Raw genomic sequence first — 22,897 nt, forward strand, 5'->3', positions numbered from 1 at the left:
CATCGACTCGTGTCCCGTGAAGATCCGCATGACCTGCTGGCCATGGTCTTCGCGAGACCCCGGGAGGCCCTGGCGTCCGCCAGGGCGGTGTTGGCCGCGGGGCGCGGGCCGTACGAGTCGTCGATCGCCAGGCAGGCGCTCGGGATCCTGCACCGCGAGTTCGGCGACCTCGAGGCGGCCATCCGGGAGCTGCGGCAGGCCGTGCGCCTGGCACGGCGCTCGGGCTCGGCCGACCGCGAGGCCGACGTGCTGGCCACGCTGGGCATCGCGCTGCTGCACGCCGGGCGCACCAGAGCGGGACTGACGGCGCTCGACTCGGCGGCGGCGCGGGCGGACGGGAAGACGCGGGCACGGGTGCTGTTCCGCCGCGCGGGGGCCCGCTGGATCCTGGGACGGCACGCCGAGGCGCTCGAGGACCTGCGGGACGCGGTGCCCGCCCTGCTGGCGGCGCGCGACACGGTGTGGGCGGCCCGGGCGCTGACCCTGCGCGGGCACGTCCAGCTCGCCCTGGGCTCCGTCGCCGCGGCCGAGGCGGACTTCCGTACGGCTCAGGAGATGCTGGGCACGACCCGGCAGGAGCACGACTCGGCCGTGGCCGTGCAGAACCGCGGGGTGGCGGCTTTCCGCACGGGGGACCTGCCCGCGGCGCTTGACCTGCTGGACGAGGCGGAGCGGCGCTTCAGCGCGCTGGGCACGCCGATGTTCGACCTGATCGCCGACCGGTGCGCGGTCCTGCTCGCCGCAGGGCTCGCCAGGGACGCCCTGGAGCAGGCCGACGGGGGCCTGCGCCTGCTGGCGCGGTTGCGCGGGCAGGCGACCCGGCGGGCCGAGCTCCTGCTCATCGCCGCCCGGGCCGCGCTCCAGAGCGCCGACCCGGTCACGGCCATGGAACGGGCGGGGGAGGCCCGGCGGTCGTTCGCCCGCCAGCACCGCACCTGGTGGTCCGAGCACGCCCGCCTCATCCTCCTCCAAGCCGAACACGCCACCCTGACGTCATTCAGACCTTCAGGCATGGCTGAGATGCCCCTCGGGGTGCCGGCCGCCGGTGGGGTGCGCTCGCTGGGCGGCGGGGGCGCTGCGGCTCCTGACGGAGTGGGCGCCGTCGCCCCGGACGCGGCGGCCTTCCCGGACGTGGCGGCGGACGGTGCCGCGTGGCGGCGCCTGCTGGGCGAGGCCCGGCGGCTTGCCGGGCGGCTGGCGGGGCTGGGGTCGCCCGAGGTGTGGCAGGCGCACCTGCTGGCGGGCCGCATCGCGCTCGTCCTGGGCCGGCCCGGCGTGGCCGAACGGCACCTGGCCAGGGCCGCGGACGTCCGGCACAAGGGGCCCGCCACGACCCGCGTGGGCGGCTGGCTGGCGCAGGCGCTCAGGGCCGAGGCGGCAGGGGAGCCGCGCCGCCTGCTGCATGCGTGCCGCGCCGGACTGGCGCTCATCGAGGAGCACCGCCTCACGTTCGGGTCGTCCGAGTTACGCGCGCTGGCCACCGCCCAGGGCGCTGAGCTGGTCACGCTCGCGCAGCGGCACCTCCTGCGTGCCGGACGGCCGCGCCGCCTGCTGGCCTGGACGGAGCGGTGGCGCGCCACCGAGCTCGCCGTGCCCGCCGTGTGCCCGCCCGAGGACGACCGACTGCATGCCGAGCTCGCCGCCCTGCGGCAGGCCGAGCACCTGCTGGCCCACGCCCGCCAGGACGGCGCCGCCTCGGCCGCGGCCCTCGAGCGTGACCGCGGCCGCCTGGAGTCCCGCGTACGGGCCACGACACTGCGCACCCGCGGCGGGCGCGAGCGCGGGGACCGCGACGGAGACCGGACGGAACGGCTCCTGGCCGCCCTGGGCGAGGGGCGGCTGGCCGAGCTGGTCGTCATCGACGGCACCCTGCACGTTCTGCTCTGCGGCGACGGCACCGTGCGCCGGCACGCCGTGGGGCCGATGGACCGGGCCGCCGCCGAGGTCGAGTTCGCCCGCTCCAGGCTCCGCCGCCTCGCCTACGAGCGCCACCCCGGCCGGCGCGAGCTGCACGACCTCGGCGCCCGCCTGGAACAGGCGCTCCTCGGCCCGATCGCCGGCCGGCCGGGCGACGGGCCGCTGGTCATCGTGCCGCCGAGCACCCTGCACACCACCCCCTGGGCCCTGCTGCCGTCCTTGCGCCGCCGGCCCTTCACCGTGGCTCCTTCCGCGGGGGCGTGGCTGCGCGCCAGAGCCGCCCGCCGCCCCGACGGCGGCCGCATCGTCCTCGTACGCGGCCCCGGCGTCCCCCACGCCGACAGCGAGATCCGCCAGATCGCCCGCCTGTACGGCGAAGCCCCCGCGAGCGGCCACGACGCGCCTCCGTACGGCGACGTCACCGTCCTGGCGGGTGGCCAGGCCACCGCGCCCGCCGTGCTGGCCGCCATCGACGGCAGCCCGCTCGCCCACCTGGCCGCGCACGGCACGTTCAGGGCAGACAGCCCGCTGTTCTCCTCCCTTCACCTCGACGACGGCCCCCTGACCGGCTACGACCTGGAACGCCTGCGCCGCGCACCCCACCACCTCGTCCTGTCCAGCTGCGACTCCGGCCAGATGGCGGCGGTCGGCGCCGACGAGCTGCTGGGCCTGGCCACCGCCCTGCTCCGCCTCGGCACCGCCGCGATCGTCGCCAGCGTCGTCCCCGTGAACGACGAGACCGCCGTGCCCGTCATGGCCGGCCTGCACGACGGGCTGCGCCGCGGGCTCGGCCTCGCCGAGGCGCTGTGCCGGGCCAGAGGCGACGACGTGTCGTTCATAGCCATCGGAGCGGGCTGATCGGCCACGCTGCTGATACCTTGATCGGAAGCTCGTGATCATGAAACAATTCGCTGAACAGGTGTATATCCGGGGTATTGGGGGACGGTCGCCCATGATCCGCGAGCTCATCGAGCGGCCCTAGGATGCCCGACCATGAGCTGGACGAGGCGTTCGAGCTCGGCAGGACGTGCGCGCTGGCCGCTGAGTGCGGCAGGGACCTGCGGCGCTGCGCCCAGATGTACAGCGGGCTGTTCCCCGCGGCGGCCTTCGGCGCCGACGACTTCAGCGCACTGACCCTCTCCATGGCCTTCAGCGCCCCCTGGGCCAGTGCCGCGCGCCTGAAGGTCGCCAACCGGGCCGCTCTGTGGGTCCTGGCCGTCGACCGGCTCGTGGACCACACGGCGACCACCCGTGAGCAGGTGAGCCGCCTGACCAGCGAATGCCTGTCCGTCGCCGACGGCGCCGTGCCCCGCTCGGCGGTCACCCGGTTCCTGGCCGACCTGCGCGACGAGCTGGCCACCGTCAAGGAGTTCGACGGCCTGCGGTGGCTCTGGCGCGACCAGCTCGCCAGGATGCTGGCGGGCATGGCCAGGGCGTGGGTGTGGCGCGACACGCGCGCCGTCCCCACGCTGGACGGCTACCTCGACAACGCCGACAGCCGCGGCTCGTGCTTCGTGGACGTGTCGCACTGGATCTACACGGCCGACGACTGGGCGAAGGCCAACCTGGAGGAGCTGCGGGCGGTCAGCCGCCGCGTCCAGCGCTACCTGCACCTGCTCGGCGACGTGGCCTCGTACCGCAGGGACATGAGCTGGGGCGACCTGAACGTGCTGGCGCTCGGCGTCAGCCGCGCCGAGGTGAGCGAGGCGATGGCCGAGCTGGCGCGCGAGACGGCCGTCCTCATCGAGCCGGTACGGGCACGCAGCCCCCGCACGGCCGTCTACCTGCGAAGACAGATCGGATTCAACGCCGGTCTCATCGGGATTTCGGGCTACGGTCCGGCCCGCTAAAGGGCGTGTCGGATTCCATGACAGACTCACTTGACAGATTGCCGGTGAGTCAGGCGAATAAGGGTGCGCTAAGCGACAAACCGTGACATTTAGTTTCTTGTAAATGATTGCGGCTTGAGTGGAAAATGTGGCGTTGCTAGGGTGTCTCGATGCCAGGCATGTGGAGCGACCTTCTCGACAACACCTTGACAGGTACCACTGACCACGGCACCTCAGGGGCGGGTTGTGCATGCGCGGGAGATGTACAGGCGGTGCTGGATGGAATTCGGTCGCTCTGACCATTGGCGGCTGCCGACGGCGATCAAGATCTTGATCGCCGGCGGTTTCGGTGCGGGCAAGACCACCATGGTCGGTGCCGTCTCCGAGACCCGCCCGCTGCGCACGGAAGAGGCACTCACCCAGTTAGGGACCCACATCGACGACCTGTCGGGGGTCGAGCGGAAGCTCACCACCACCGTGGCCATGGACTTCGGCCGCATCACGATCGCCAACGACTACATGCTCTACCTGTTCGGCACGCCCGGCCAGGAACGGTTCTGGTTCGTGTGGGACGAGCTGGCCATGGGCGCGCTGGGCGCCGTCGTGCTGGCCGACACCCGCCGCCTCGACGACTGCTTCCCGGCCGTCGACTATTTCGAGAAGCGTGAGCAGCCGTTCATCGTGGCGCTCAACCACTTCGACGGCACGCGGCAGTTCACCGTGGGCGAGGTGCGTTCGGCGATCGGCCTGGAGCCCGAGATCCCCATCGTCCACTGCGACGCCCGCAGGCGCGACTCGGGCAGAGAGGTGCTCGTCACGCTGATGGAGCACGCGATGCGCATGGGCGCCTCGCCCGTCGGGACCATGTCGTGACCATGACCGGCTAACCTTTTGGCGATGGAGGAGATCGACCGCCGGATCGTCACGCTGCTGGCCCGCGACGGCCGCATGAGCTTCACCGACCTGGCCAGGGAGACCGGGCTCTCGGTCTCAGCGGTGCACCAGCGCGTACGCCGCCTGGAAAAGCGCGGGGTCGTGCGCGGCTACGCCGCGATCATCGACCATGACGCGGTGGGGCTGCCGCTGACCGCGTTCGTGTCGATCAAGCCGATCGACCCGGCCGCGCCCGACGACGCCCCCGAGCGGCTGGCCCACCTGACGGCCATCGAGGCGTGCCACAGCGTGGCGGGCGACGAGAGCTACATCCTCAAGGTCCGCGTGGCCTCACCGACGGCGCTGGAGGACCTGCTGCAGCAGATCCGCGCCTCGGCCAACGTCTCGACCCGCACGACGGTCGTGCTGAGCACCCCGTACGAGCACCGCGCCCCCGAGGTGGCCGCCGAGCCCCCCTCCGGCCAGGACGCCTGACCGGTTCACTCCAGGCCGCCGCGCTTGACGAGCTGGGCGGCGATGACGTTGCGCTGGATCTCGTTGGTGCCTTCGCCCACGATCATCAGCGGCGCGTCACGGAAGTAGCGTTCGACGTCGAACTCGGTGGAGTAGCCGTAACCGCCGTGGATGCGCACGGCGTTGAGCGCGGCTCTCATGGCGGCCTCGGAGGCGAACAGCTTCGCCATGCCGGCCTCCATGTCGCAGCGCTGGCCGCTTTCGTGACGCTCGGCGGCGTGCAGGATGAGCTGGCGGGCGGCGGTGAGGTCGGTGGCCATGTCGGCGAGGTAGTTGCCGACGGCCTGGTGCTGCCAGATGGGTTTGCCGAAGCTCTCGCGTTCCTGCGCGTAGCGCAGGGCGTCGTCGAACGCCGCACGGCCCACCCCGAGCGCGCGGGCGGCGACCTGGATGCGGCCGACCTCCAGCCCCTTCATCATCTGCGCGAAGCCGTGACCTTCCTCGGGGCCGAGCAGGGCGGTGCGCGGTGCCCGGTAGTCGTCGAAGGCCAGCTCACAGCTCTCCACGCCCTTGTAGCCGAGCTTGGGCAGGTCGCGCGAGACCGTCAGGCCCGGCAGGTGTTCGACGAGCAGGATGGAGACGCCCTGGTGGCGGGGGCGTGCGGTGGGATCGGTCTTGCACATCAGGGCGATCAGCTGGGAGCGGCGGGCGTTGGTGATCCACGTCTTGGCGCCGTTGACGACGTACCCGTCGCCGTCCCGGCGCGCGGTGGTGGTCATGGCCTGCAGGTCCGAGCCGCCGCCCGGCTCGGTGAGCGCCATGGTCGCGCGGATCTCGCCGGTCGCCATCCTGGGCAGGTAGTGGTCCTTCTGCTCCTGCGTGCCGAAGGCGAGGATGAGCTTGGACACCACGGTGTGCCCGCCCATGGCGCCGGCCAGGCTCATCCAGCCGCGCGCCAGCTCGGCGGTGACCAGGGCGTAGCACGGCATGGACACCGGCGCCTCGCCCCAGGGCTCGGGGATGGCCAGGCCGAAGACGCCCAGCTGCTTCATCTGCTCGATGAGCTTGCCGGGGTACTCGTCGGCGTGTTCGAGATCGCGGGCGACGGGCCGGACCTCGCGGTCGACGAAGTCGCGGACCGTGTCGACGACGGCCTGTTCTTCGGCGGTGAGCATGGTCATGCCTTCCCCGTGCTGGTGCCGGTGCGTTGAGCCGCCTTGCCGGCGAGCCCCGTCTCAGTGTGCCTGACGCCTGCTGCCCCCGATCACCGGCCGCGGACGGCCTCAGCTTGCCCGCGGCGGCTCGTAGTAGGCCCGCAGGCGCGTCCTGGCGGCCTCCGTGGCCCCGAGGTGCTCCAGGCCGAGCAGCGCCGCGCCCACGAGCGGGGGCACGTCGGCCAGCACCAGCTTGGCCCGCGGGGCGCGTACCGCGAAAGCCGCGTCCAGCAGCGACATCAGCAGCGGATCCCGGGCCGTCAGCACGCCACCGCCCAGCACCACCTCCGCCGGGGTCTCCAGCAGGCCGAGGCGGCGCAGGCACACCTCGGCCAGCACCGTCACCTCCTCCGCCTGCCGCTCCACCAGCGACCTGGCCACGGCGTCCCCGTCCGCGGCCACGGCGAGCACGCCCGGCGAGAGCTCGTGCAGGCGTTCCTCGGCCAGGCGGCCGAAGTGCAGCTCCAGCACGAGCTCCTCGACCGTCGCCGTGCCGAAGTGGGAGGTGATCAGGCCGGTCAGCGCGGTCGGCGCGCCCCGGCCGTCCTCGGCGCGGGCCGCGTACCACAAAGCCTCCTCCGCCAGGCCCTGGCCGCCGCCCCAGTCGCCGCTGATCCGGCCGAGCGCGGGAAAGCGGGCCACCGCGCCGGTGGGGGAGACGCCGACCGCGTTGATGCCCGCGCCGCACACCACCGCCACCCCCCACGCGGCCGACGCGCCGGCCCGCAGCAGCGCGAACGTGTCGTTACGCACCACCACGTCCCCGCCGAGCCCTCTGGCCGCGAGCTCCCGTGCCAGGGCCTCCTCCTCGACGGGCAGGTCCGCCCCCGCCAGGCAGGCCGACACGTGGTCGAACCCGGCCGCGGGCGGCGGCAGCGCCGAGAGCGCCTGCTCCACCACGCTCACCGCCGCCGCCACCCCGTCGCGCTGCGGCGCGAACCCGCCGGAGCGGCCCGTGGCGAGCACCCGGCCGTCCTCCGACACCACCGCGACGTCGGTCTTGCTGTTGCCGCCGTCCACGGCCAGCACAAGCCGCGTCACCGGCCCACCGTCCACGGCAGGTGCGCGCGGCCGGCCTCCAGCAGCAGGCCCGTCAGCTCCTCGGCGATCTCGTCCTGCCCGACCAGGGGATGGGCGAGCAGCGCGTCCCGCACCCGGTCCGCCCCGCCGTGCAGGGCCGCCTCCAGGGCGAGCGTCTCGTACGCCGACACATGCGCGATCAGCCCGGCGTACAGCGGCTCGACGGCGGGCACCGGCAGCGGCGCCGCCCCGCCCGCCCCGACGGTCGCCGGCACCTCGATCACCGCCGAGTCGTCGAGGAACGGCAGCGTGCCGGCGTTGCGCACGTTGACGACCTGGGTGTCGCCCCGATCCCCGAGCAGCGACGCGATCAGCGCCACAGCCGCCTCCGAATAGAACGCCCCACCCCGCTGCGACAGCAGCTCCGGCTTCGTCACCACGGCGGGGTCGGCGTACAGCTCCAGCAGCCGCCGCTCCAGCGCCGCGACCTCCGCCGCCCGCGACGGCTTGGAGCGCTGCTCGCGCACCACCGCGTCGTGCGCGTAGAAGTAGCGCAGGTAGTACGAGGGGATCGCGCGGAGCCGCTCCAGCAGCCCGAGCCGCAGCCCGAGGCTGTCGGCGATCTCCTGGCCGTGTGTGCGCAGGATGGACGGCAGGACGTCCTCCCCGTCCAGGTAGACGGCCCGCTCCCAGGTCAGGTGGTTGAGCCCGACGTGGCCGAGCGAGATCCGCGAGGGGTCCACCCCCAGGCCGGCGGCGAAGCGGCGCTGGAAGCCGATCGCCACGTTGCACAGCCCGATCGCCCGGTGCCCGGCGTCGAGGAGGGCGCGGGTGACGATGCCGACGGGGTTGGTGAAGTCCACGATCCACGCCTGCGGCGCGAGCTCGCGTACCACCGAGGCGATCTGCAGCACGACCGGCACCGTGCGCAGCGCCTTCGCCAGCCCGCCCGCGCCCGTCGTCTCCTGCCCCACGCACCCGCAGCGCAGCGGCAGCGTCTCGTCCACCTCGCGGGCCGCCTGCCCGCCCACCCTGAGCTGGAAGAGCACCGCCCTGGCCCCCGCGACCCCCTCCTCGACCGAGGACGTGGCCAGCACCCGCGCCGGGTGGCCCGCGTGCGCCAGCATGCGCCGCGACACGCCCGCCACCAGCTCCAGGCGCGCCGCGTCAGGGTCTATCAGGGCGATCTCGGTCACCGGCAGCTCGTCGCGCAGCCGCGCGAAGCCGTCCACCAGCTCAGGTGTGTACGTCGAGCCGCCCCCGACCACGGCCAGTCTCAACCCTTCACTCCCGTCAAAGTCACGCCCTCGATGAACACTCGCTGGGCGAAGAAGAACACGATGATCACTGGTGCGGTCACCAGCAGCGTGGCGGCCATGGTGAGGTTCCACTGCACGCTGTGGAAGGCCTTGAACGTGGCCAGGCCGAGCGACAGCGTCAGGTGGTCCTGTTCGACGCCGGCGTACAGCAGCGGCCCGTAGTAGTCGTTCCAGCAGTAGAAGAACTGGAACAGGGCGACCGCCGCGATGGCCGGGCGGGCCATCGGCAGGATCACCCTGACCAGGGTCGCGAGGTCGGAGCAGCCGTCCACCTTGGCCGCGTCGGTGTACTCGCGCGGGATCGTGACCAGGAACTGCCGGAGCAGGAAGATCGAGAACGCGTCCCCGAGCAGCATCGGCAGGATCAGCGGCCACAGGCTGTCGGTCAGCCCCAGCCGCGCCCACACCAGGTAGATCGGCACCGCGACGACCTGCGGCGGCAGCATCATCGCGGTGACCACCAGAAGGAACGCCGGCCGCCGCCCGCGGAAGCGGAACCTGGCCAGCGCGTACGCCACCGGGACGGACGACACCACGGTGAAGACCGTCCCCAGCACCGCGTACATGAGCGTGTTGGCCGCCCACCGCAGCAGCATCGACTTCTCGAACACCACGGCGAAGTTGTCCCAGTTCCAGCTGCGCGGCCACAGGTCGCTGGTCAGCGCCTGCTGGTCGCTCATCAGCGCGGTCAGCCCGATGAAGACGACGGGCGCCAGGAACATCAGCGCCAGCGCGATGGCCAGGGCGTGGGTGGCGATCCAGACCAGCACCCGCCGTCTGCGGGCCCGCAGGCCGTCCCGCCGCGCATGCGCGGCCACCGTGCGGGGCGGCGCGGTGATCGTGGCGCTCATGACGCCTCCTCGGCCCGGCGGAACTGCCTCAGCAGGATCAACGTGAAGATCATCGAGGTGGCGAACAGGAGCAGCGCGAGGACGCACGCGTACCCCATGGAGTAGTCGCGGAAGCCGACCTGGAAGAGCCATTGCGGCAGCGTGAGCAGCGACTCGTCCGGGTAGCCGGGCGAGAACGAGCTGCCCGGCGAGTCGGTCGAGCCCGAGGCCACCCGGGAGGCGATCATCGCCTGCGAGAAGTACTGCAGGGTGTAGATGACGGTCGTGACCAGGGAGAACAGCAGCACGGGCGCGATCGAGGGCAACGTCACGCTGCGGAACTGCCGCCACGGTCCCGCCCCGTCGATGGCGGCGGCCTCGTACAGGTGCTTGGGCACGTCCAGCAGCGCCGCCATGAAGATCACGACGAGCTGGCCGCAGCTCCACATCGACAGCAGCGTCAGGCTCGGCTTGGACCAGGCCGGATCGCCGAACCAGTCGGGGCCGTGGATGCCGAACAGGGCGAGGAACTGGTTCCACGGCCCGGTCGCCGGGTTCATCAGGAAGACGAACGTGATCGTGCCCGCGGCCAGCGGCACCAGGGACGGCAGGTAGAAGATCGTGCGGAACAGCCCGGCCCCGGCCTTGAGCCGGACCACGAGCTGCGCCAGCGCCAGCGAGGACAGCACCGTCGCCGGCACCATGACGAGCACCAGCCAGAGCGTGTTCCTGGCCGAGGTCACCACCCGGGGGTCCTCGAACAGGTACCGGTAGTTGTCCAGGCCCGCGAACTCGAGGGTGTACATGTCGTAGCGGAAGAAGGAGAAGTACGCCGTGGACAGCAGCGGATAGACGAAGAAGATCGACACTCCGGCGATCCACGGCGACAACCACACGAGGGCGCGCAGCCCCTCCTTGCGCCGCCACGCGTGAGCGAGCGAGGCCACCTCAGCCTCCGGACAGCTTCAGCTTGTCGTTGATCTGCTTGTCGACGCCCTTCAGCCCGGCGTCCAGGTCCGGTACGGAGCCCTTCTCCCACTTCGTCATGAAGGTGGACATGGCCTCCTGGTTGAACACGCTGTTCACGCTGGGGGGAATGGTCACGGTCTTGGGATGGGCGAAGATTTCCAGGAATGTCGTGAAGTTGGCGTCCTTGGCGAGGTCGGGGGAGTCCATCGACGCCTTCGTCGTGGGCACGTTGCGCAGCGCGTTCGACAGCGTCACCAGCGAGGAGGTGTCGGTGGTGAGGTATTTGACCAGCTCCCACGCCTGCTGCGGGTGCTTGGCGCCCTTCGGCACGCCGATCACGGTGCCCGCGGTGAAGCCGCTACCGTACAGGTCGGGCCGGTCGTCGGCGACGGGCAGGGGAGCGGTGCCGTAGTCGAGGTCCTTCGCCTCGTTGGCGATCATGGCGTTGCGCCACTCGCCGTCCAGGACCATGGCGACCTTGCCCTGGTAGAACGGGTGCTTGGCGCTCCACTCGTCGCCCAGGCTCTTGCGGAACTTCTCCATGTTGGCGTAGCCGTACCAGTCGACGAGCTCCTTCTGCCAGGTCAGCAGCCGCTTCCAGGCCGGGTCGGAGCCGATGGCCGAGGTGCCGTCGTCGTTGTACCACTTCGCGCCCACCATGGGGGCCAGGTGGCTGGGGCTGTTCTCGTAGTACTGGACGCTCGGGATGAAGCCGGCCACCTTGATCGTGCCGTCGGCGTCGCGCACCGTGAGCTTCTTGGCCAGGGCCGTCAGCTCGCTCAGCGTCTTGGGCGGCGCCTCGCCCTTCATCAGCTTCTTGTTGTAGTAGAGCCCGTACGCGTCGGCCAGCAGCGGCAGCGTGCACTGCTTGCCGTCGAAGCCCGAGTAGGAACGTGCCACCGCGGGCAGCACGGACAGGTCGATGCCGTCCTGCTTGATCACCGGGGCGAGATCCTGGAACGATCCCGACCTGCACCATTGGGCGACGTTGTCGGTGGTGAACGAGGCCGCCACGTCGGGAGCGTTCCCGCCGCGGATGGCGTGGGTGATCTGGTCGTCCTGAACGCCCTTGACGGCCTTGACGGTGATCTGGGGGAACTTCTTGTTGAAGCCGGCGATGGCATCCTCGAACGCCTTCACCTCGGCGTCGGTCGAGAAGCCGTGCCAGAGCTCCAGCGCGGCCGCCGGAAGCGCCGGCGAGGCGGAGCCTGAGGGTCTGGGCTGGGCGCCGAGCGACGGCCCTGCCTCCTTGCCTGCTGTGCATGCGGTCAGCGCGAGAGCCGCGGCGACCGCCAGAGGGACGAAGCGCACGGGGGGTGCCTCCTGCCATGGATCATGTCGGAACAGTTGAGCTGAAGACCTCGTCGCGTACGGTGCCGAGGGCGAGGTGCAGGGCGCCGGCCAGGACCGGGTTGCCTTCGACGCTCGACAGGCGGACTCGGGGTTGCGGGATGGTGAGCGCGTGCAGCTCGTGCTCGACCAGCTCGCGCAGGGGCTCGCCGCCCGACAGCACGATGCCGCCGGTCAGCACGATCAGCCCGGGATCGACCACGGAGGTGACGGCGGCCAGGCCCACGGCCAGCCGGGCGGCGATGTCGCGCAGCCCGGCCCTGGCGTCGTCGGCCTTCTGCCCCTTGCCCTCGGCCGCCTTGACCGCGTTGGCGACGGCGTGCCGGAAGTCGGCGCCGCGCACGCCGTACGAGCGCAGCAGCTTCAGCACGGCCGGGCCGCCGGTGAGCGCCTGGTAGCCGTGGTTGGCGTAGCGGCCCGCCTCGCGGGCCGTGGGCGCGCCCGGGGTCGGCATGTAGCCCACCTCGCCCGCGCCGCCCGTGGCGCCCCGGTGCATGCGCCCGCCCAGCACGACGGCCGCGCCGATGCCCTCGTCGGCCCAGAGCAGCACGAAGTCCTGATGGCCCTGTGCGGCGCCGTGCGCCTGCTCGGCCTGCGCGACGAGGTTGACGTTGTTCTCCACGTCCACAGGCACGCCCAGGCCCGCGCTGAGGGTGGGCACGAGGTCGGGGATCTGCCAGCCGGGCACGTCCTTGGCGGCGGCGTACCCGAGCCTGCCGGTGGACGGGTCGATCGCGGCCTGCACGCCGATCACGACCCTGCGCAGCTTGTCGGGCGGGTTCGCGCCCCGCAGGGCGGCGTCGAGGCGGTCCACGAGCTCGCCGTGGGGCCGGCGCGTGGTCGGCAGCGTGTGCTCGCCGACGATCGCACCGGTGATGTCGGCCACCTTGGCCTCGATCCGGTCCGGGGTGACGTCGAGCGCGGCCACGTACGCCGCCGCCGGGTTGATGCGGTAGACCTCGGCCGTGCGCCCGGGCAGGCCCTCCCTGATGCCGTCGAGCACCACCAGCCCCGCCTCCTGCAGCCGGGAGAGCAGCTGAGATGCTGTCGGCTTGGACAGTCCGGTGAGGGTGCCGATCTCGGGGCGGGTCAGCGGGCCTCGTTCGAGGAGGGCCTGCAGGGCGGCGCGATCATTGATGGCGCGTAGCAGACTAGGGGTCCCCGGGACCGGACCGCTCACGGTCGAATCTCCTTGCTCACGAGTTAGGAAAGTTTCCTAACTCGGAACATAAGGAGTCGGCCCGTAACGGTCAAGGGGTGACACCAAGACGTAACGGGAGGGAAAGAAGAGGAAAGCGATGGGAGTGCCTCAACAGGCATGCTAATGTCGTCGTTTGTCGTAACAACAAGCAGAATGGCCCGGAGTGTCCCATTAACCACAATAATGGTCAGGCGGCAACTCGTCAAACAGAGCTCGCCAGGGAGCAGGCTTACGTCACCCGACTCTACGGCCGCCTCGACGAGCTGCGCGAGCGTACCCAGCGGCAGCTCAAAGAGGTGCTGGCCGCGGGGGCCGTCGGCACGATGCAGAACAGGTCCGAGCGCGACACGTTCGCCGACATGTACGCCTCCAGGCTCGCGCGGCTGTGGGCGGTCGAGCGCGGGCTGGTTTTCGGTCGTCTTGATCACGTCGACGAGGGCCGGCTGTACATCGGCAAGATCGGCATGACCGACGACGAGCAGCTGCGGCTGCTCATCGACTGGCGGGCGCCGGTCGCACAGCCGTTCTACCGCGCCACACCCGCCGCCCCGATGGGCGTGACCAGGCGCCGCCACCTGCAGACCAAGGGCCGCACCGTGGTCGGCGTCGACGACGACCTGCTCGACCTCGACTCGCTCACCGACGACGACCGCGCCACGCTCAACGGCGAGGCGGCGCTGCTGGCCGCGCTCGACGAGCGGCGCACGGGCCGCATGCGCGACATCGTCGCCACCATCCAGGCCGAGCAGGACCGAGTCATCCGCAGCGACCTGAACGGCGTGCTGGTCGTGCAGGGCGGTCCCGGCACCGGCAAGACCGTCGTGGCCCTGCACCGCGCCGCGTACCTGCTCTACACCCACCGCGAACGCCTCGAGCGCCGCGGCGTGCTCATCCTCGGGCCCAACCTCACCTTCCTGCGCTACATCGAGCAGGTCCTGCCCTCGCTGGGCGAGACCGACGTGCTGCTGTCCACGGTGGGTGAGCTCTATCCGGGCGTGACCGCCACCGCCAGGGAACGGCCCGAGGTGGCCGCGATCAAGGGCGACATACGCATGGCCGAGGTGATCGCGAAGGCCGTGCGCGACCGGCAGCGGGTGCCGCGCAAACCCGTCGAGCTCACCGTCGGGCGCATCACGCTCACCATCGACCGGTCCATGCTCGACGCCGCCAGGAACAAGGCCACGCGCTCCCGCCGCCCGCACAACCAGGCGCGGGCCGTGTTCGTGCGCTCGCTGCTGAACGCACTGGCCAGGCAGCAGGCCCGCAAGATCGGCAAGGGGCTCATCGACGAGGAGGAGCTGGCCGACCTGCGCGAGGAGCTGCGTACCGAGCCGGCGGTCAAGTCCGCGCTCAACCGGCTGTGGCCGTACCTGACGCCGCAACGGCTCCTGCTCGGCCTGTACGGCTCCCCTGAGCGGCTCGGATACGCGGCCTCGGCGCTGAGCCCGGAAGAGCGTGCGCTGCTGCGGCGCGACGGCGGGGCGTGGACCGAGTCGGACGTGCCGCTGCTGGACGAGGCCGCCGACCTGCTCGGCGACATCGACGAGCAGGTGCTGCGCGCCACCGCGATGCAGGCCGAGGAGGAGCTGGCCGCCGCCAGGCAGGCCGAGGAGCACGAGCGCGAGGCCGAGCTCGCCTACGCCCGCGAGGTCCTGGAGCTGACCGGGTTGTCCGACATCATGGAGGCCGAGCGCCTGGCCGAGCGCCAGCGTGACGCGGGCCCCTACCTCACCACCGCAGAACGCGCCGCGGCCGACCGCACGTGGGCCTACGGGCACGTGATCGTGGACGAGGCGCAGGAGCTGTCGCCGATGGCGTGGCGGGCGGTCATGCGGCGGTGCCCGACGCGGTCGATGACCATCGTCGGGGACATCGCGCAGACCGGGTCAGCCGCCGGGGCGCGCTCGTGGGAGCAGGTCCTCGACCCGTACGTGGCCGGTCGGTGGCGCCAGGAGCGGCTCACCGTCAACTACCGCACGCCGGTGGAGCTGATGGCGGTGGCCGCCCGCGTCCTGGCCACCATCGACCCCTCGCTGCAGGCTCCGACCTCTGTGCGTGAAGCGGGCGTGGAGCCGTGGTCGGCGCCGCTGCCGGCGCTGCCGGAGCTGGCCAAGGCGGAGGTGGGGGAGGGCGGCAAGGTCGCCGTGGTGGTGCCGGACGCGCTGCTGGAGTCGCTGGGCGCCGAGGTGGCCGCCACGGTGGAAGGCGCGGTGGTGGTGACGCCCGGCTCGGGCGACTCCTCGGGCTCGGGGCGGACCGGGGCGGCGGCGGCTCTCGACGCGCCGGTGGCCGTGCTGGCGGTGGCCGACGCGAAGGGGCTGGAGTTCGACTCGGTGATCGTGGCCGAACCCGACCTCATCGCCGCCCAGTCGCCACGAGGGCCGAGCGACCTGTATGTTGCTCTCACCCGTGCCACGCAACGGCTCGGAGTGGTGCACGAGCAGCCGCTGTCGCAGGCCCTGAGCGGCCTGCCAAGCCGCTCACCAGCACGCAAATGAGCTTTGATCGGCTTGCGGCCCATGTCCTACCTGCGAAAACTTGATGTTTCTGCTGATCGGGACACGGTTGACATCTGAGGTGGAGTCGGTAGTTTGCTGCGCAGTCCAGCACGGGACTTGGCCGGTTGGCCGTCTCTGACATCGCCGGATCCTGCGTCCGTGACGGAGCGTGACTTCGTCCACACAGCCAGGTGCAGGGCCGTCGGTCCGTCGAGTCGGGGCACCCCAACCGGGCGGGGGGTTGGACCCGGGACGGGTCCGGGAGCCCAGTAGACAACGGAATTCCGAGCTCGCCGCCGACGAGACGGGTCCGGTCCGAAGGGTTTCCGGGCCCTCTTCCCGCTCTCGTGCGCAGGACCGACATGTGCGCCGGGTGGTCCCGTCGGCCGCGGGATCACCCTGCCGCGTTTCCATGAAACGCCGATTCTTTCGATCTTCCCGTGCCGTGCTGGCCTGAGCGCGCCCGCGGGGCGGTAGCGTTTTCGCAAGCAGGCGTGCGATTCGGCGGAGGAGACCCCGGAGTGGTTCAGGAAAGAACGAACCTACCGCCCATTCCCGGGCGCGACTCGCCGCATGCCGACGCGCCACCTCCGCCCGCCGCCGCTGCGCCGCAGGCGCCTCTGGACGGAACGCTCTCCGACGGGCCGCCTTCGACCGGCGGCACGGGGTCGTCCACGCCCGACGCGGCGCTCCCAGCCGACGCCACGCCGGCGTCTGTCACGTCCGATGTCGCGCCGCTCCCTGACGCCGCCCCCGGATCCGCAGCTGCCGCGTCCGATGCCGCTCTTTCTTCTGATGCCTCGCTCGCCTCTGATGCTGTGCTTGCGTCCGATGCCGCGCCCGTGGGCGAGCAGGACGGGCGCGCCGTGGACGGGGCTGTGGGCGTCGTGGTGTCGGAGACCGAGCCGCCGTCCGGCGCCGCATCGACGCCTGCGCCCGAGGCCACGCCTGCACCAACGACCGCCTCTGCACCAACGACCGCCTCTGCACCGACGTCCGCGTCAACGACCGCGTCAACGACCGCGTCAACGACCGCGTCAACGACCGCGTCCGCGCCGACCACCGCGTCAACGACCGCGTCCGCGCAGGGCGGGCGCGGTGAGGGGCGGTGGGTGCTGCTCGCACGCGTGGCGGCGGGCGTGGCCGGAGGGCTGGCGCTCTACACCGCCTTCCCCCCGCTCGACTGGTGGCTGTGCGCCCCGCTCGGCATCGCCCTGATCGTCGCGTCCCTCTACGGCGCCAGGCCCAGGAGGGCCGCCTGGCTCGGTTACCTGACGGCCGTGGTGTTCCTTTTGCCCACCCTCGCCTGGGTACGGGCCATCGGTGACGACGTCTGGCTCATGCTGGTCGGCACGGAGAGCGTGTTCTACGCCGCCATGGCCGCGCTGGCCGCGCTGGTGTTCAGGCTGCGGGCCTGGCCGTTGTGGTTCGGCGGGCTGTGGGTGGCCATGGAGTGGGCGCGCGGGTTGGTGCCCATCGGCGGGTTCCCCTGGGCGCGGGTGGCCTTCAGCCAGAGCGAGTCGCTGTTCACCGAGTACGCCGCGCTGGGCGGCGCGCCGCTGGTGTCGTTCGCCGTCGCCCTGTGCGGCGCCCTGCTTGCCTACGCCGCCCTGGCCGGGTCCAGGGCCGGGTCCAGGGCTGGGTGGCGCAGGGCTGCGCCCGTGGCGCTGGCGCTGGCCGTGCCGGTGCTGACCCTCGCGATCCCCAGACCCGGCGACGAGGGACGCACCGTCAACATCGGCATCGTCCAGGGCAACGTCCCGGGAAGGGGCATGGGCTTCCTGGGCGACGAACCCGCCGTTGTCCTGAGAAATCATGCCAACGAGACGAAACGCCTGGCCCAGGCCGTACGCGAGGGAAAGCTCCCCAAGCCCGACCTGGTCGCCCTCCCCGAGAACTCCACCGACATCGACCCCTACCGCGACCCGTACGCCCGCCAGATCATCCAGGAGTCCGTCCAGGACGTCGGCGTGCCCACGCTGATCGGAGCCGTGGTCGCGATCGGCGAGGAGAACCGCGCGACCCGCAGCCTCGTGTGGGACCCGAAGAACGGGCCCGGCGCCTACTACGACAAGCAGCACCTGGTCCCGTTCGGGGAGTACACGCCGTTCAAGGACATCGTGCTGGCCCTGTGGCAGCGGGCGAACCTGGTCGGCAGGCAGTCGATCGCGGGGGACAAGCCGGGCGACCTGAAGATGGGGCCGGTCACGATCGGCGCGGTCAACTGCTACGAGGTCGCCTACGACGAGACGGTGCGCGGCACCGTACGCGCCGGCGGCACCCCCCTGGTGATGCAGGCCAACAACGCCACCTACGCCCTGTCCAACCTGCCGCCGCAGCAGCTGGCCATGTACAAGCTGCGCGCCGTCGAGCACAACAGGGCCGTGGTGGCCGCCGCCACCACGGGGATCTCCGCCTACATCAGACCTGACGGTAAGGTCTCCTGGCGGACCCGCGAACTGGTCGCGGACATGAACGTGGTCAAGGTGCCCGTACGCACCCAGGAAACGATCGCCACGAGAGTGGGCGCGGCTCCTGAGTGGGCATTGATGATGATGGGAGCGGCGGCGGCAGGAGTCGCCGCGTGGCGTGGCAGGCGGCGAGGCGATCGGATGAGGAACGACTGATGATGGAGACTCTCGGCCGGGTGCTCGTCGTCGTGCCCACCTACAACGAGCGCGACAATCTGCCCATGATCGTCGAGCGGGTCCGGGCCGCGGTGCCGGAGGCCCACGTGCTCGTGGCCGACGACAACAGCCCCGACGGCACCGGCGAGGTCGCCGACGGGCTGGCCGCCGGCGACGATCACGTGCACGTCCTGCACAGGGAGGCCAAGCAGGGCCTCGGCGCCGCCTACATCGCGGGGTTCCACTGGGGGCTGAGGGAGGGCTACGACGTCCTGGTCGAGATGGACGCCGACGGCTCGCACCAGCCCGAGGAGCTGCCCAAGCTGCTGGGGGCGCTGGCCGACGGCGCCGACCTGGCGATCGGCTCCCGTTACGTGCCCGGCGGCAAGGTGGTCAACTGGCCCCACCGGCGTGAGCTGCTGTCCAAGGGCGCCAACCTCTACACCCGGGTCATGCTCGGCCTGCCCGTACGCGACGCGACCGCCGGGTTCCGCGCCTACCGCGCCGCCACCCTGGAGAAGGTGGGCCTGTCAGGCGTCGAGTCGCAGGGCTACTGCTTCCAGGTCGACCTGACGCTGCGCACGTCCAAGCACGGGCTGCGGGTGGTGGAGGTGCCGATCACGTTCGTGGAGCGCACGGTCGGCAAGAGCAAGATGAGCGGCAAGGTCATGTCGGAGGCGCTGTGGCGCATCGGCATGTGGGGCGTCACCGGGCTGCCCAAGCGGTTGCGCGGCGGCGGCCGTAGCTGAGCGAGGTCTCAGGCGGGGCGGAACGCTTTCCGCCCGCCGGGCGTTGTTCCTGCTGTAGCGCGCGTGTGCGGAATCGAGGAAACGATGCGGCTCCTGCTCTTCCTGGCCTTCCTGGTCGTCCCCGTCCTGGAGATCTGGCTGCTGATCCAGGTCGGCTCGGTCATCGGCGGGCCCGCGACCGTGGCCCTGCTCATCGCCGACAGCCTGCTCGGCGCGTGGCTGGTGCGCCGTGAGGGGCGCAGGGCCTGGCAGGCGCTGCAGGAGGCGTTGCGCTCCGGCCGGATGCCCGACCGTGAGCTGGCCGACGCCGGCCTGGTCCTGGTGGGCGGCGCGCTGCTGCTGACGCCGGGGTTCTTCACCGACGTGTTCGGGTTCCTGTGCGTGCTGCCGTTCACCCGGCCCCTGATGCGCCGCCTGGGCGGCTGGTTCTTCGACCGCCGGGTCAAGAAGCTGGCCGCGAGCTCCCCGTACTCGCACCTCTTCCCGCCCGTGCAGGACGCCGCGGCGCCGCACGGCGGACGGGTGGTCCACGGCGAGGTCATCCGCGAGGACCGCGACTGACTCCTTGAACACGGGGCATGCGTCCGGGATCGGATGACTCGCGGGAGGACGCATGCCGCACGTGGACAGGATCGCCGAGCCGTGGGGGACTCGGACGCCGTACGGTCCGGGGGCGCCCTGGCCGGTCCGCGTCGACTCCTTCCTCGAGGCCGGGGTGCACGCGCAGGACGTGGACCGCTGGGTGCAGAGCGCCACCATCTTGCACAGCAACGGCGACGGGCTGGACATCGCTGTCAAGGACGGACGTGTCGTCGGGGTGCGCGGGCGCGCCGAGGACCGCGTCAACCACGGCCGCCTCGGGCCGAAGGACCTGTACGGCTGGCAGGCCGTCAACGCGCCCGACCGGCTCGTACGACCGCTCGTCCGCCAGAACGGGCGGCTGGTCGAGACCGACTGGGACACCGCGATGGAGCGGGTGGCCGACCGGGCCAGGCGGCTGCTCGACGAGCAGGGGCCGAGCGCCCTCGGCTTCTACACCACCGGCCAGCTGTTCCTGGAGGAGTACTACACGCTCGCCGTGATCGCGCACGGCGGCATCGGCACCAACCACCTGGACGGCAACACGCGGCTGTGCACGGCGACGGCGGCGGCCGCGCTGAAGGAGTCGTTCGGCTGCGACGGGCAGCCCGGCTCCTACACCGACGTCGACCACGCCGACGTCATCGCCCTGTACGGGCACAACGTGGCCGAGACCCAGAGCGTCCTGTGGACGCGGATCCTCGACCGGCTCGCCGGCCCGAACCCGCCCAAGCTGGTCTGCGTGGACCCCCGCCAGACCCCGGTGGCCCGCGCCGCCACCGTGCACCTGGCCAACCGCCCCGGCACCAACGTCGCGCTGATGAACGGCCTGCTCCACGAGATCATCGCCAACGGCTGGATCGACGAGCGCTACCTGCGCGAGCACGTGGTCGGCTTCGAGGAGCTCGAGAAACGGGTGCACGACTTCCCGGTGGCGGAGGCCGCGCGGATCTGCGACGTGCCCGCGGACGCGCTGCGCGAGGCGGCCCGCCTGATCGGCACCGCGCAGCGGCTGCTGTCCACCGTGCTGCAGGGCTTCTACCAGGCCCACCAGGCCACTGCAGCCGCCGTCCAGGTGAACAACATCCATCTCGTACGCGGCATGCTGGGCAGGCCCGGCTGCGGCGTCCTGCAGATGAACGGCCAGCCGACCGCCCAGAACACCCGCGAATGCGGCGCCGACGGCGACCTGCCGGGCTTCCGCAACTGGTCGAACGACGCCCACGTGCGCGACCTCGCCCGCATCTGGAACGTCGACCCCATGGACATCCCGCACTACGCCCCGCCGACCCACGCCATGCAGATGTTCCGTTACGTGGAGGAGGGCTCGATCCGCTTCCTGTACGTGACCGGGACGAACCCGGCCGTGTCGCTGCCCGAGCTGGGGCGGATCCGGTCGATCCTCGGCCAGGCACGGCTGTTCCTGGTCGTACAGGACATCTTCCTGTCCGAGACCGCGCAGCTGGCCGACGTGGTGCTGCCGGCCGCGACGTGGGGCGAGAAGACCGGCACGTTCACGAACGCCGACCGCACCGTCCACCTGTCGGACAAGGCCGTCGAGCCGCCCGGCGAGGCCCGCCCCGACCTGGACATCTTCCTGGACCTCGCGCACCGGCTCGATCTGCGCGACAAGGACGGCGCGCCGCTGGTGAAGTGGAGCGACCCGGTGGGGGCGTTCGAGGCGTGGAAGGAGTGCTCGCGCGGCCGCCCGTGCGACTACAGCGGACTGTCGTACGCGCGCTTGCGGGGGAGTGGCGGCATACAGTGGCCGTGCGACGCCGAGCGCCCCGGCGGGACCGAGCGCCTGTACGCCGAGGGCCGCTTCTGGAGCGCCCCAGGCTACTGCGAGGACTACGGGCGCGACCTGGTCACCGGGGCGCCGCTGTCGGACACCGAATACAAGGCGCTCAACCCCGACGGCAAGGCGATCATCAAGGCCGCCGAGTACGTCCCGCCGCACGAGCAGGCGGGCGGCGAGTTCCCGTTCTGGTTGACGACCGGGCGTACCCTCTACCACTTCCACACCAGGACCAAGACCGCGCGGGCGCCGCAGCTGCAGCGGGCGGCCCCGGAGCCGTGGGTCGAGATGTCGCCGGAGGACGCCTCTCGCGACGGCTTCGCCGAGGGCGATCTGCTGGAGATCGCCACGGCCAGGGGAGCGGTGCGGGCGCGGCTGCGGATCACCGCGATCCGGGACGGAGTGATTTTCCTGCCGTTCCACTACGGCTACTGGGACCTGCCCGGCGGCTGCGGGCCCGGCGCCGGAGCGGGCCGGGCGGCCAACGAGCTGACGATCACGGACTGGGACCCGGTCTCCAAGCAGCCCATCTTCAAGGCGGCCGCGGCACGGGTCTCGCTGGCGGAGGTCTGCCCCGGCACGCCGTCCCTGGCGCCGACCACCACGGCGTCCCGCCCCGTCTCCGCCGAGGTGCCCGCGACGGTCGGCGGCGCCGAGGCCCAGGCCGAGGAGTCCCTGTCATGAACCTCGATCTGCTGATCCGCGAACTGCACCGGTCGGAGAACGAGCTGGCCCACGTGCTGCTGCGGATGTCAGAACGGCACAAGACCGACCACGAGACGTACCATGTCGCCCGCGACCTCGCGGGCTGGTGCCACGACCACGTCCGGGACCTGGCCGAGCTGGGGAAGGACTACGGGCTGGACCTGGATCCGTCTCCGGCGGGCGACCCCTCGATGGTGGAACGCCTGCGCGAGAAGGCCGCCGAATGGCTCGGCCGCCGCCCAGGACCCGGACTGGTCCTGCTGGCCGACTTCCGCCACCTGTACCTGGTGGCCTCCGAGGTGTCCCTGGACTGGGAGCTGCTGGCCCAGGGCGCCCAGGGGGCGAAACGGCAGGATCTGCTCGCGCTGGCGCAACGCTGCCATCCCCAGACGCTGCGGCAACTCCGGTGGGCCAACGCCCGTCTGAAGGAGTCGGCTCCCCAGGCCCTGATGTCGTGAGCATGCGGGCATGAAGAACCCCCGGGCGGCAAGCCCGGGGGTTTCACCGTGAGAGAAGGTCAGGCGCTCTTACGACGCTGGGCCCGCAGTACTGCGAGCCGCTCGTTGAGCACCTCCTCCAGATCTTCGATGGACCGCCGCTCCAGGAGCATGTCCCAGTGTGTCCGCGGGGGCTTGACCTTCTTGGACTCCGGCTGCTCGCCGTCCACGCGTACCGCGGTCACGCCGCACATGCGGCACTCCCAGGTCGCTGGGATCTCAGCCTCGGCTGCAAGCGGAACCTCGAAGCGATGGCCCTTAGGACAGGTGTAGGACACCTCCTGGCGTGGGGCCAGATCCGTGTTACGGTCGTTCTCGTAGCTGGTTGCCCCGAGCCGGGTGCCACGAAGTGCGCGCTCGCCCATGTCTAAATGCCTCCTACAGGGCCCCCTTGCGTGGGGGGTCTGTCTCCCACGGTGTCTAACGCTTGGTACCGTGATGGGATTCC

General features: G+C 71.6%; 18 protein-coding genes. 10 read left to right on the plus strand and 8 right to left on the minus strand.

All coding sequences use genetic code 11. The features are described from left to right. The first annotated feature begins 9 nt into the window (after nt 1-9). From ACIBVN_RS41760 to ACIBVN_RS41775, 4 genes are all read left to right on the plus strand, one after another. Entirely contained in the window at nt 10-2,775 is a 2,766-nt protein-coding gene (locus tag ACIBVN_RS41760; protein WP_397145835.1) for a CHAT domain-containing protein, read from the plus strand. A 125-nt stretch (nt 2,776-2,900) separates the two neighbouring features. Continuing rightward, on the plus strand, nt 2,901-3,767 hold the full coding sequence (locus ACIBVN_RS41765; RefSeq protein ID WP_397145836.1) for a terpene synthase family protein: 867 nt from the start codon (nt 2,901-2,903) through the stop codon (nt 3,765-3,767). Between the two features lie 258 nt (nt 3,768-4,025). Next, nucleotides 4,026-4,619 carry a GTP-binding protein gene (locus ACIBVN_RS41770; protein WP_397145837.1) on the plus strand — a complete coding sequence of 198 codons (594 nt, stop codon included), beginning with the start codon at nt 4,026-4,028 and terminating at the stop codon, nt 4,617-4,619. 24 nt (nt 4,620-4,643) lie between these two features. Further along, entirely contained in the window at nt 4,644-5,114 is a 471-nt protein-coding gene (locus ACIBVN_RS41775) for an Lrp/AsnC family transcriptional regulator (RefSeq protein ID WP_397145838.1), read from the plus strand. Nucleotides 5,115-5,119: 5 nt separating this feature from the next. On the opposite strand, the gene ACIBVN_RS41780 is transcribed toward ACIBVN_RS41775, so the two are convergent. The 7 genes from ACIBVN_RS41780 to ACIBVN_RS41810 form a co-directional block, all read right to left on the minus strand. Further along, nucleotides 5,120-6,274 carry an acyl-CoA dehydrogenase family protein gene (locus ACIBVN_RS41780; RefSeq protein WP_397145839.1) on the minus strand — a complete coding sequence of 385 codons (1,155 nt, stop codon included), beginning with the start codon at nt 6,272-6,274 and terminating at the stop codon, nt 5,120-5,122. Between the two features lie 102 nt (nt 6,275-6,376). Beyond that, a complete protein-coding gene (locus ACIBVN_RS41785) occupies nt 6,377-7,348 on the minus strand; it encodes an N-acetylglucosamine kinase (protein ID WP_397145840.1) in 972 nt (323 codons plus the stop codon). After that, nucleotides 7,345-8,607 carry a 6-phospho-beta-glucosidase gene (locus tag ACIBVN_RS41790; RefSeq protein ID WP_397145841.1) on the minus strand — a complete coding sequence of 421 codons (1,263 nt, stop codon included), beginning with the start codon at nt 8,605-8,607 and terminating at the stop codon, nt 7,345-7,347. The genes ACIBVN_RS41785 and ACIBVN_RS41790 overlap by 4 nt, the downstream gene beginning before the upstream one ends. Further along, entirely contained in the window at nt 8,604-9,497 is an 894-nt protein-coding gene (locus tag ACIBVN_RS41795; RefSeq protein WP_397145842.1) for a carbohydrate ABC transporter permease, read from the minus strand. The genes ACIBVN_RS41790 and ACIBVN_RS41795 overlap by 4 nt, the downstream gene beginning before the upstream one ends. Beyond that, on the minus strand, nt 9,494-10,423 hold the full coding sequence (locus ACIBVN_RS41800) for a carbohydrate ABC transporter permease (RefSeq protein WP_397145843.1): 930 nt from the start codon (nt 10,421-10,423) through the stop codon (nt 9,494-9,496). Before ACIBVN_RS41800 ends, ACIBVN_RS41795 begins: the two co-directional genes overlap by 4 nt. A gap of 1 nt (nt 10,424) precedes the next feature. Beyond that, the gene (locus ACIBVN_RS41805; RefSeq protein WP_397145844.1) at nt 10,425-11,756 is read right to left on the minus strand and encodes an ABC transporter substrate-binding protein; all 1,332 of its coding nucleotides are present in this window, start codon (nt 11,754-11,756) and stop codon (nt 10,425-10,427) included. A 22-nt stretch (nt 11,757-11,778) separates the two neighbouring features. Beyond that, nucleotides 11,779-12,975: an ROK family protein gene (locus ACIBVN_RS41810; protein ID WP_397145845.1), complete on the minus strand. Its 1,197-nt coding sequence runs from the start codon at nt 12,973-12,975 to the stop codon at nt 11,779-11,781. 317 nt (nt 12,976-13,292) lie between these two features. On the opposite strand from ACIBVN_RS41810, the gene ACIBVN_RS41815 reads away from it, so the two are divergent. From ACIBVN_RS41815 to ACIBVN_RS41840, 6 genes are all read left to right on the plus strand, one after another. After that, nucleotides 13,293-15,494, plus strand: coding sequence for a HelD family protein (locus ACIBVN_RS41815; protein WP_397145846.1), 2,202 nt, complete (start codon nt 13,293-13,295; stop codon nt 15,492-15,494). Between the two features lie 1,112 nt (nt 15,495-16,606). Beyond that, a complete protein-coding gene (lnt, locus tag ACIBVN_RS41820; protein ID WP_397145847.1) occupies nt 16,607-18,121 on the plus strand; it encodes an apolipoprotein N-acyltransferase in 1,515 nt (504 codons plus the stop codon). Then, nucleotides 18,121-18,870 (plus strand): polyprenol monophosphomannose synthase, encoded by a 750-nt coding sequence (locus ACIBVN_RS41825; protein WP_397145848.1) that lies wholly within the window; start codon nt 18,121-18,123, stop codon nt 18,868-18,870. The genes lnt and ACIBVN_RS41825 overlap by 1 nt, the downstream gene beginning before the upstream one ends. A gap of 84 nt (nt 18,871-18,954) precedes the next feature. Next, a complete protein-coding gene (locus tag ACIBVN_RS41830) occupies nt 18,955-19,431 on the plus strand; it encodes an FxsA family protein (protein WP_397145849.1) in 477 nt (158 codons plus the stop codon). 52 nt (nt 19,432-19,483) lie between these two features. Further along, the gene (locus ACIBVN_RS41835; RefSeq protein WP_397145850.1) at nt 19,484-21,931 is read left to right on the plus strand and encodes a molybdopterin oxidoreductase family protein; all 2,448 of its coding nucleotides are present in this window, start codon (nt 19,484-19,486) and stop codon (nt 21,929-21,931) included. Next, nucleotides 21,928-22,410, plus strand: coding sequence for a hypothetical protein (locus ACIBVN_RS41840; RefSeq protein ID WP_397145851.1), 483 nt, complete (start codon nt 21,928-21,930; stop codon nt 22,408-22,410). The genes ACIBVN_RS41835 and ACIBVN_RS41840 overlap by 4 nt, the downstream gene beginning before the upstream one ends. A gap of 59 nt (nt 22,411-22,469) precedes the next feature. Here ACIBVN_RS41840 and ACIBVN_RS41845 read toward each other — a convergent pair whose 3' ends face one another. Beyond that, nucleotides 22,470-22,814, minus strand: coding sequence for an RNA polymerase-binding protein RbpA (locus ACIBVN_RS41845; protein WP_364846137.1), 345 nt, complete (start codon nt 22,812-22,814; stop codon nt 22,470-22,472). Nucleotides 22,815-22,897: the final 83 nt, after the last annotated feature.

Origin of the sequence: Nonomuraea sp. NPDC049400 (assembly GCF_044466425.1) — a bacterium.
Lineage (GTDB): Bacteria > Actinomycetota > Actinomycetes > Streptosporangiales > Streptosporangiaceae > Nonomuraea.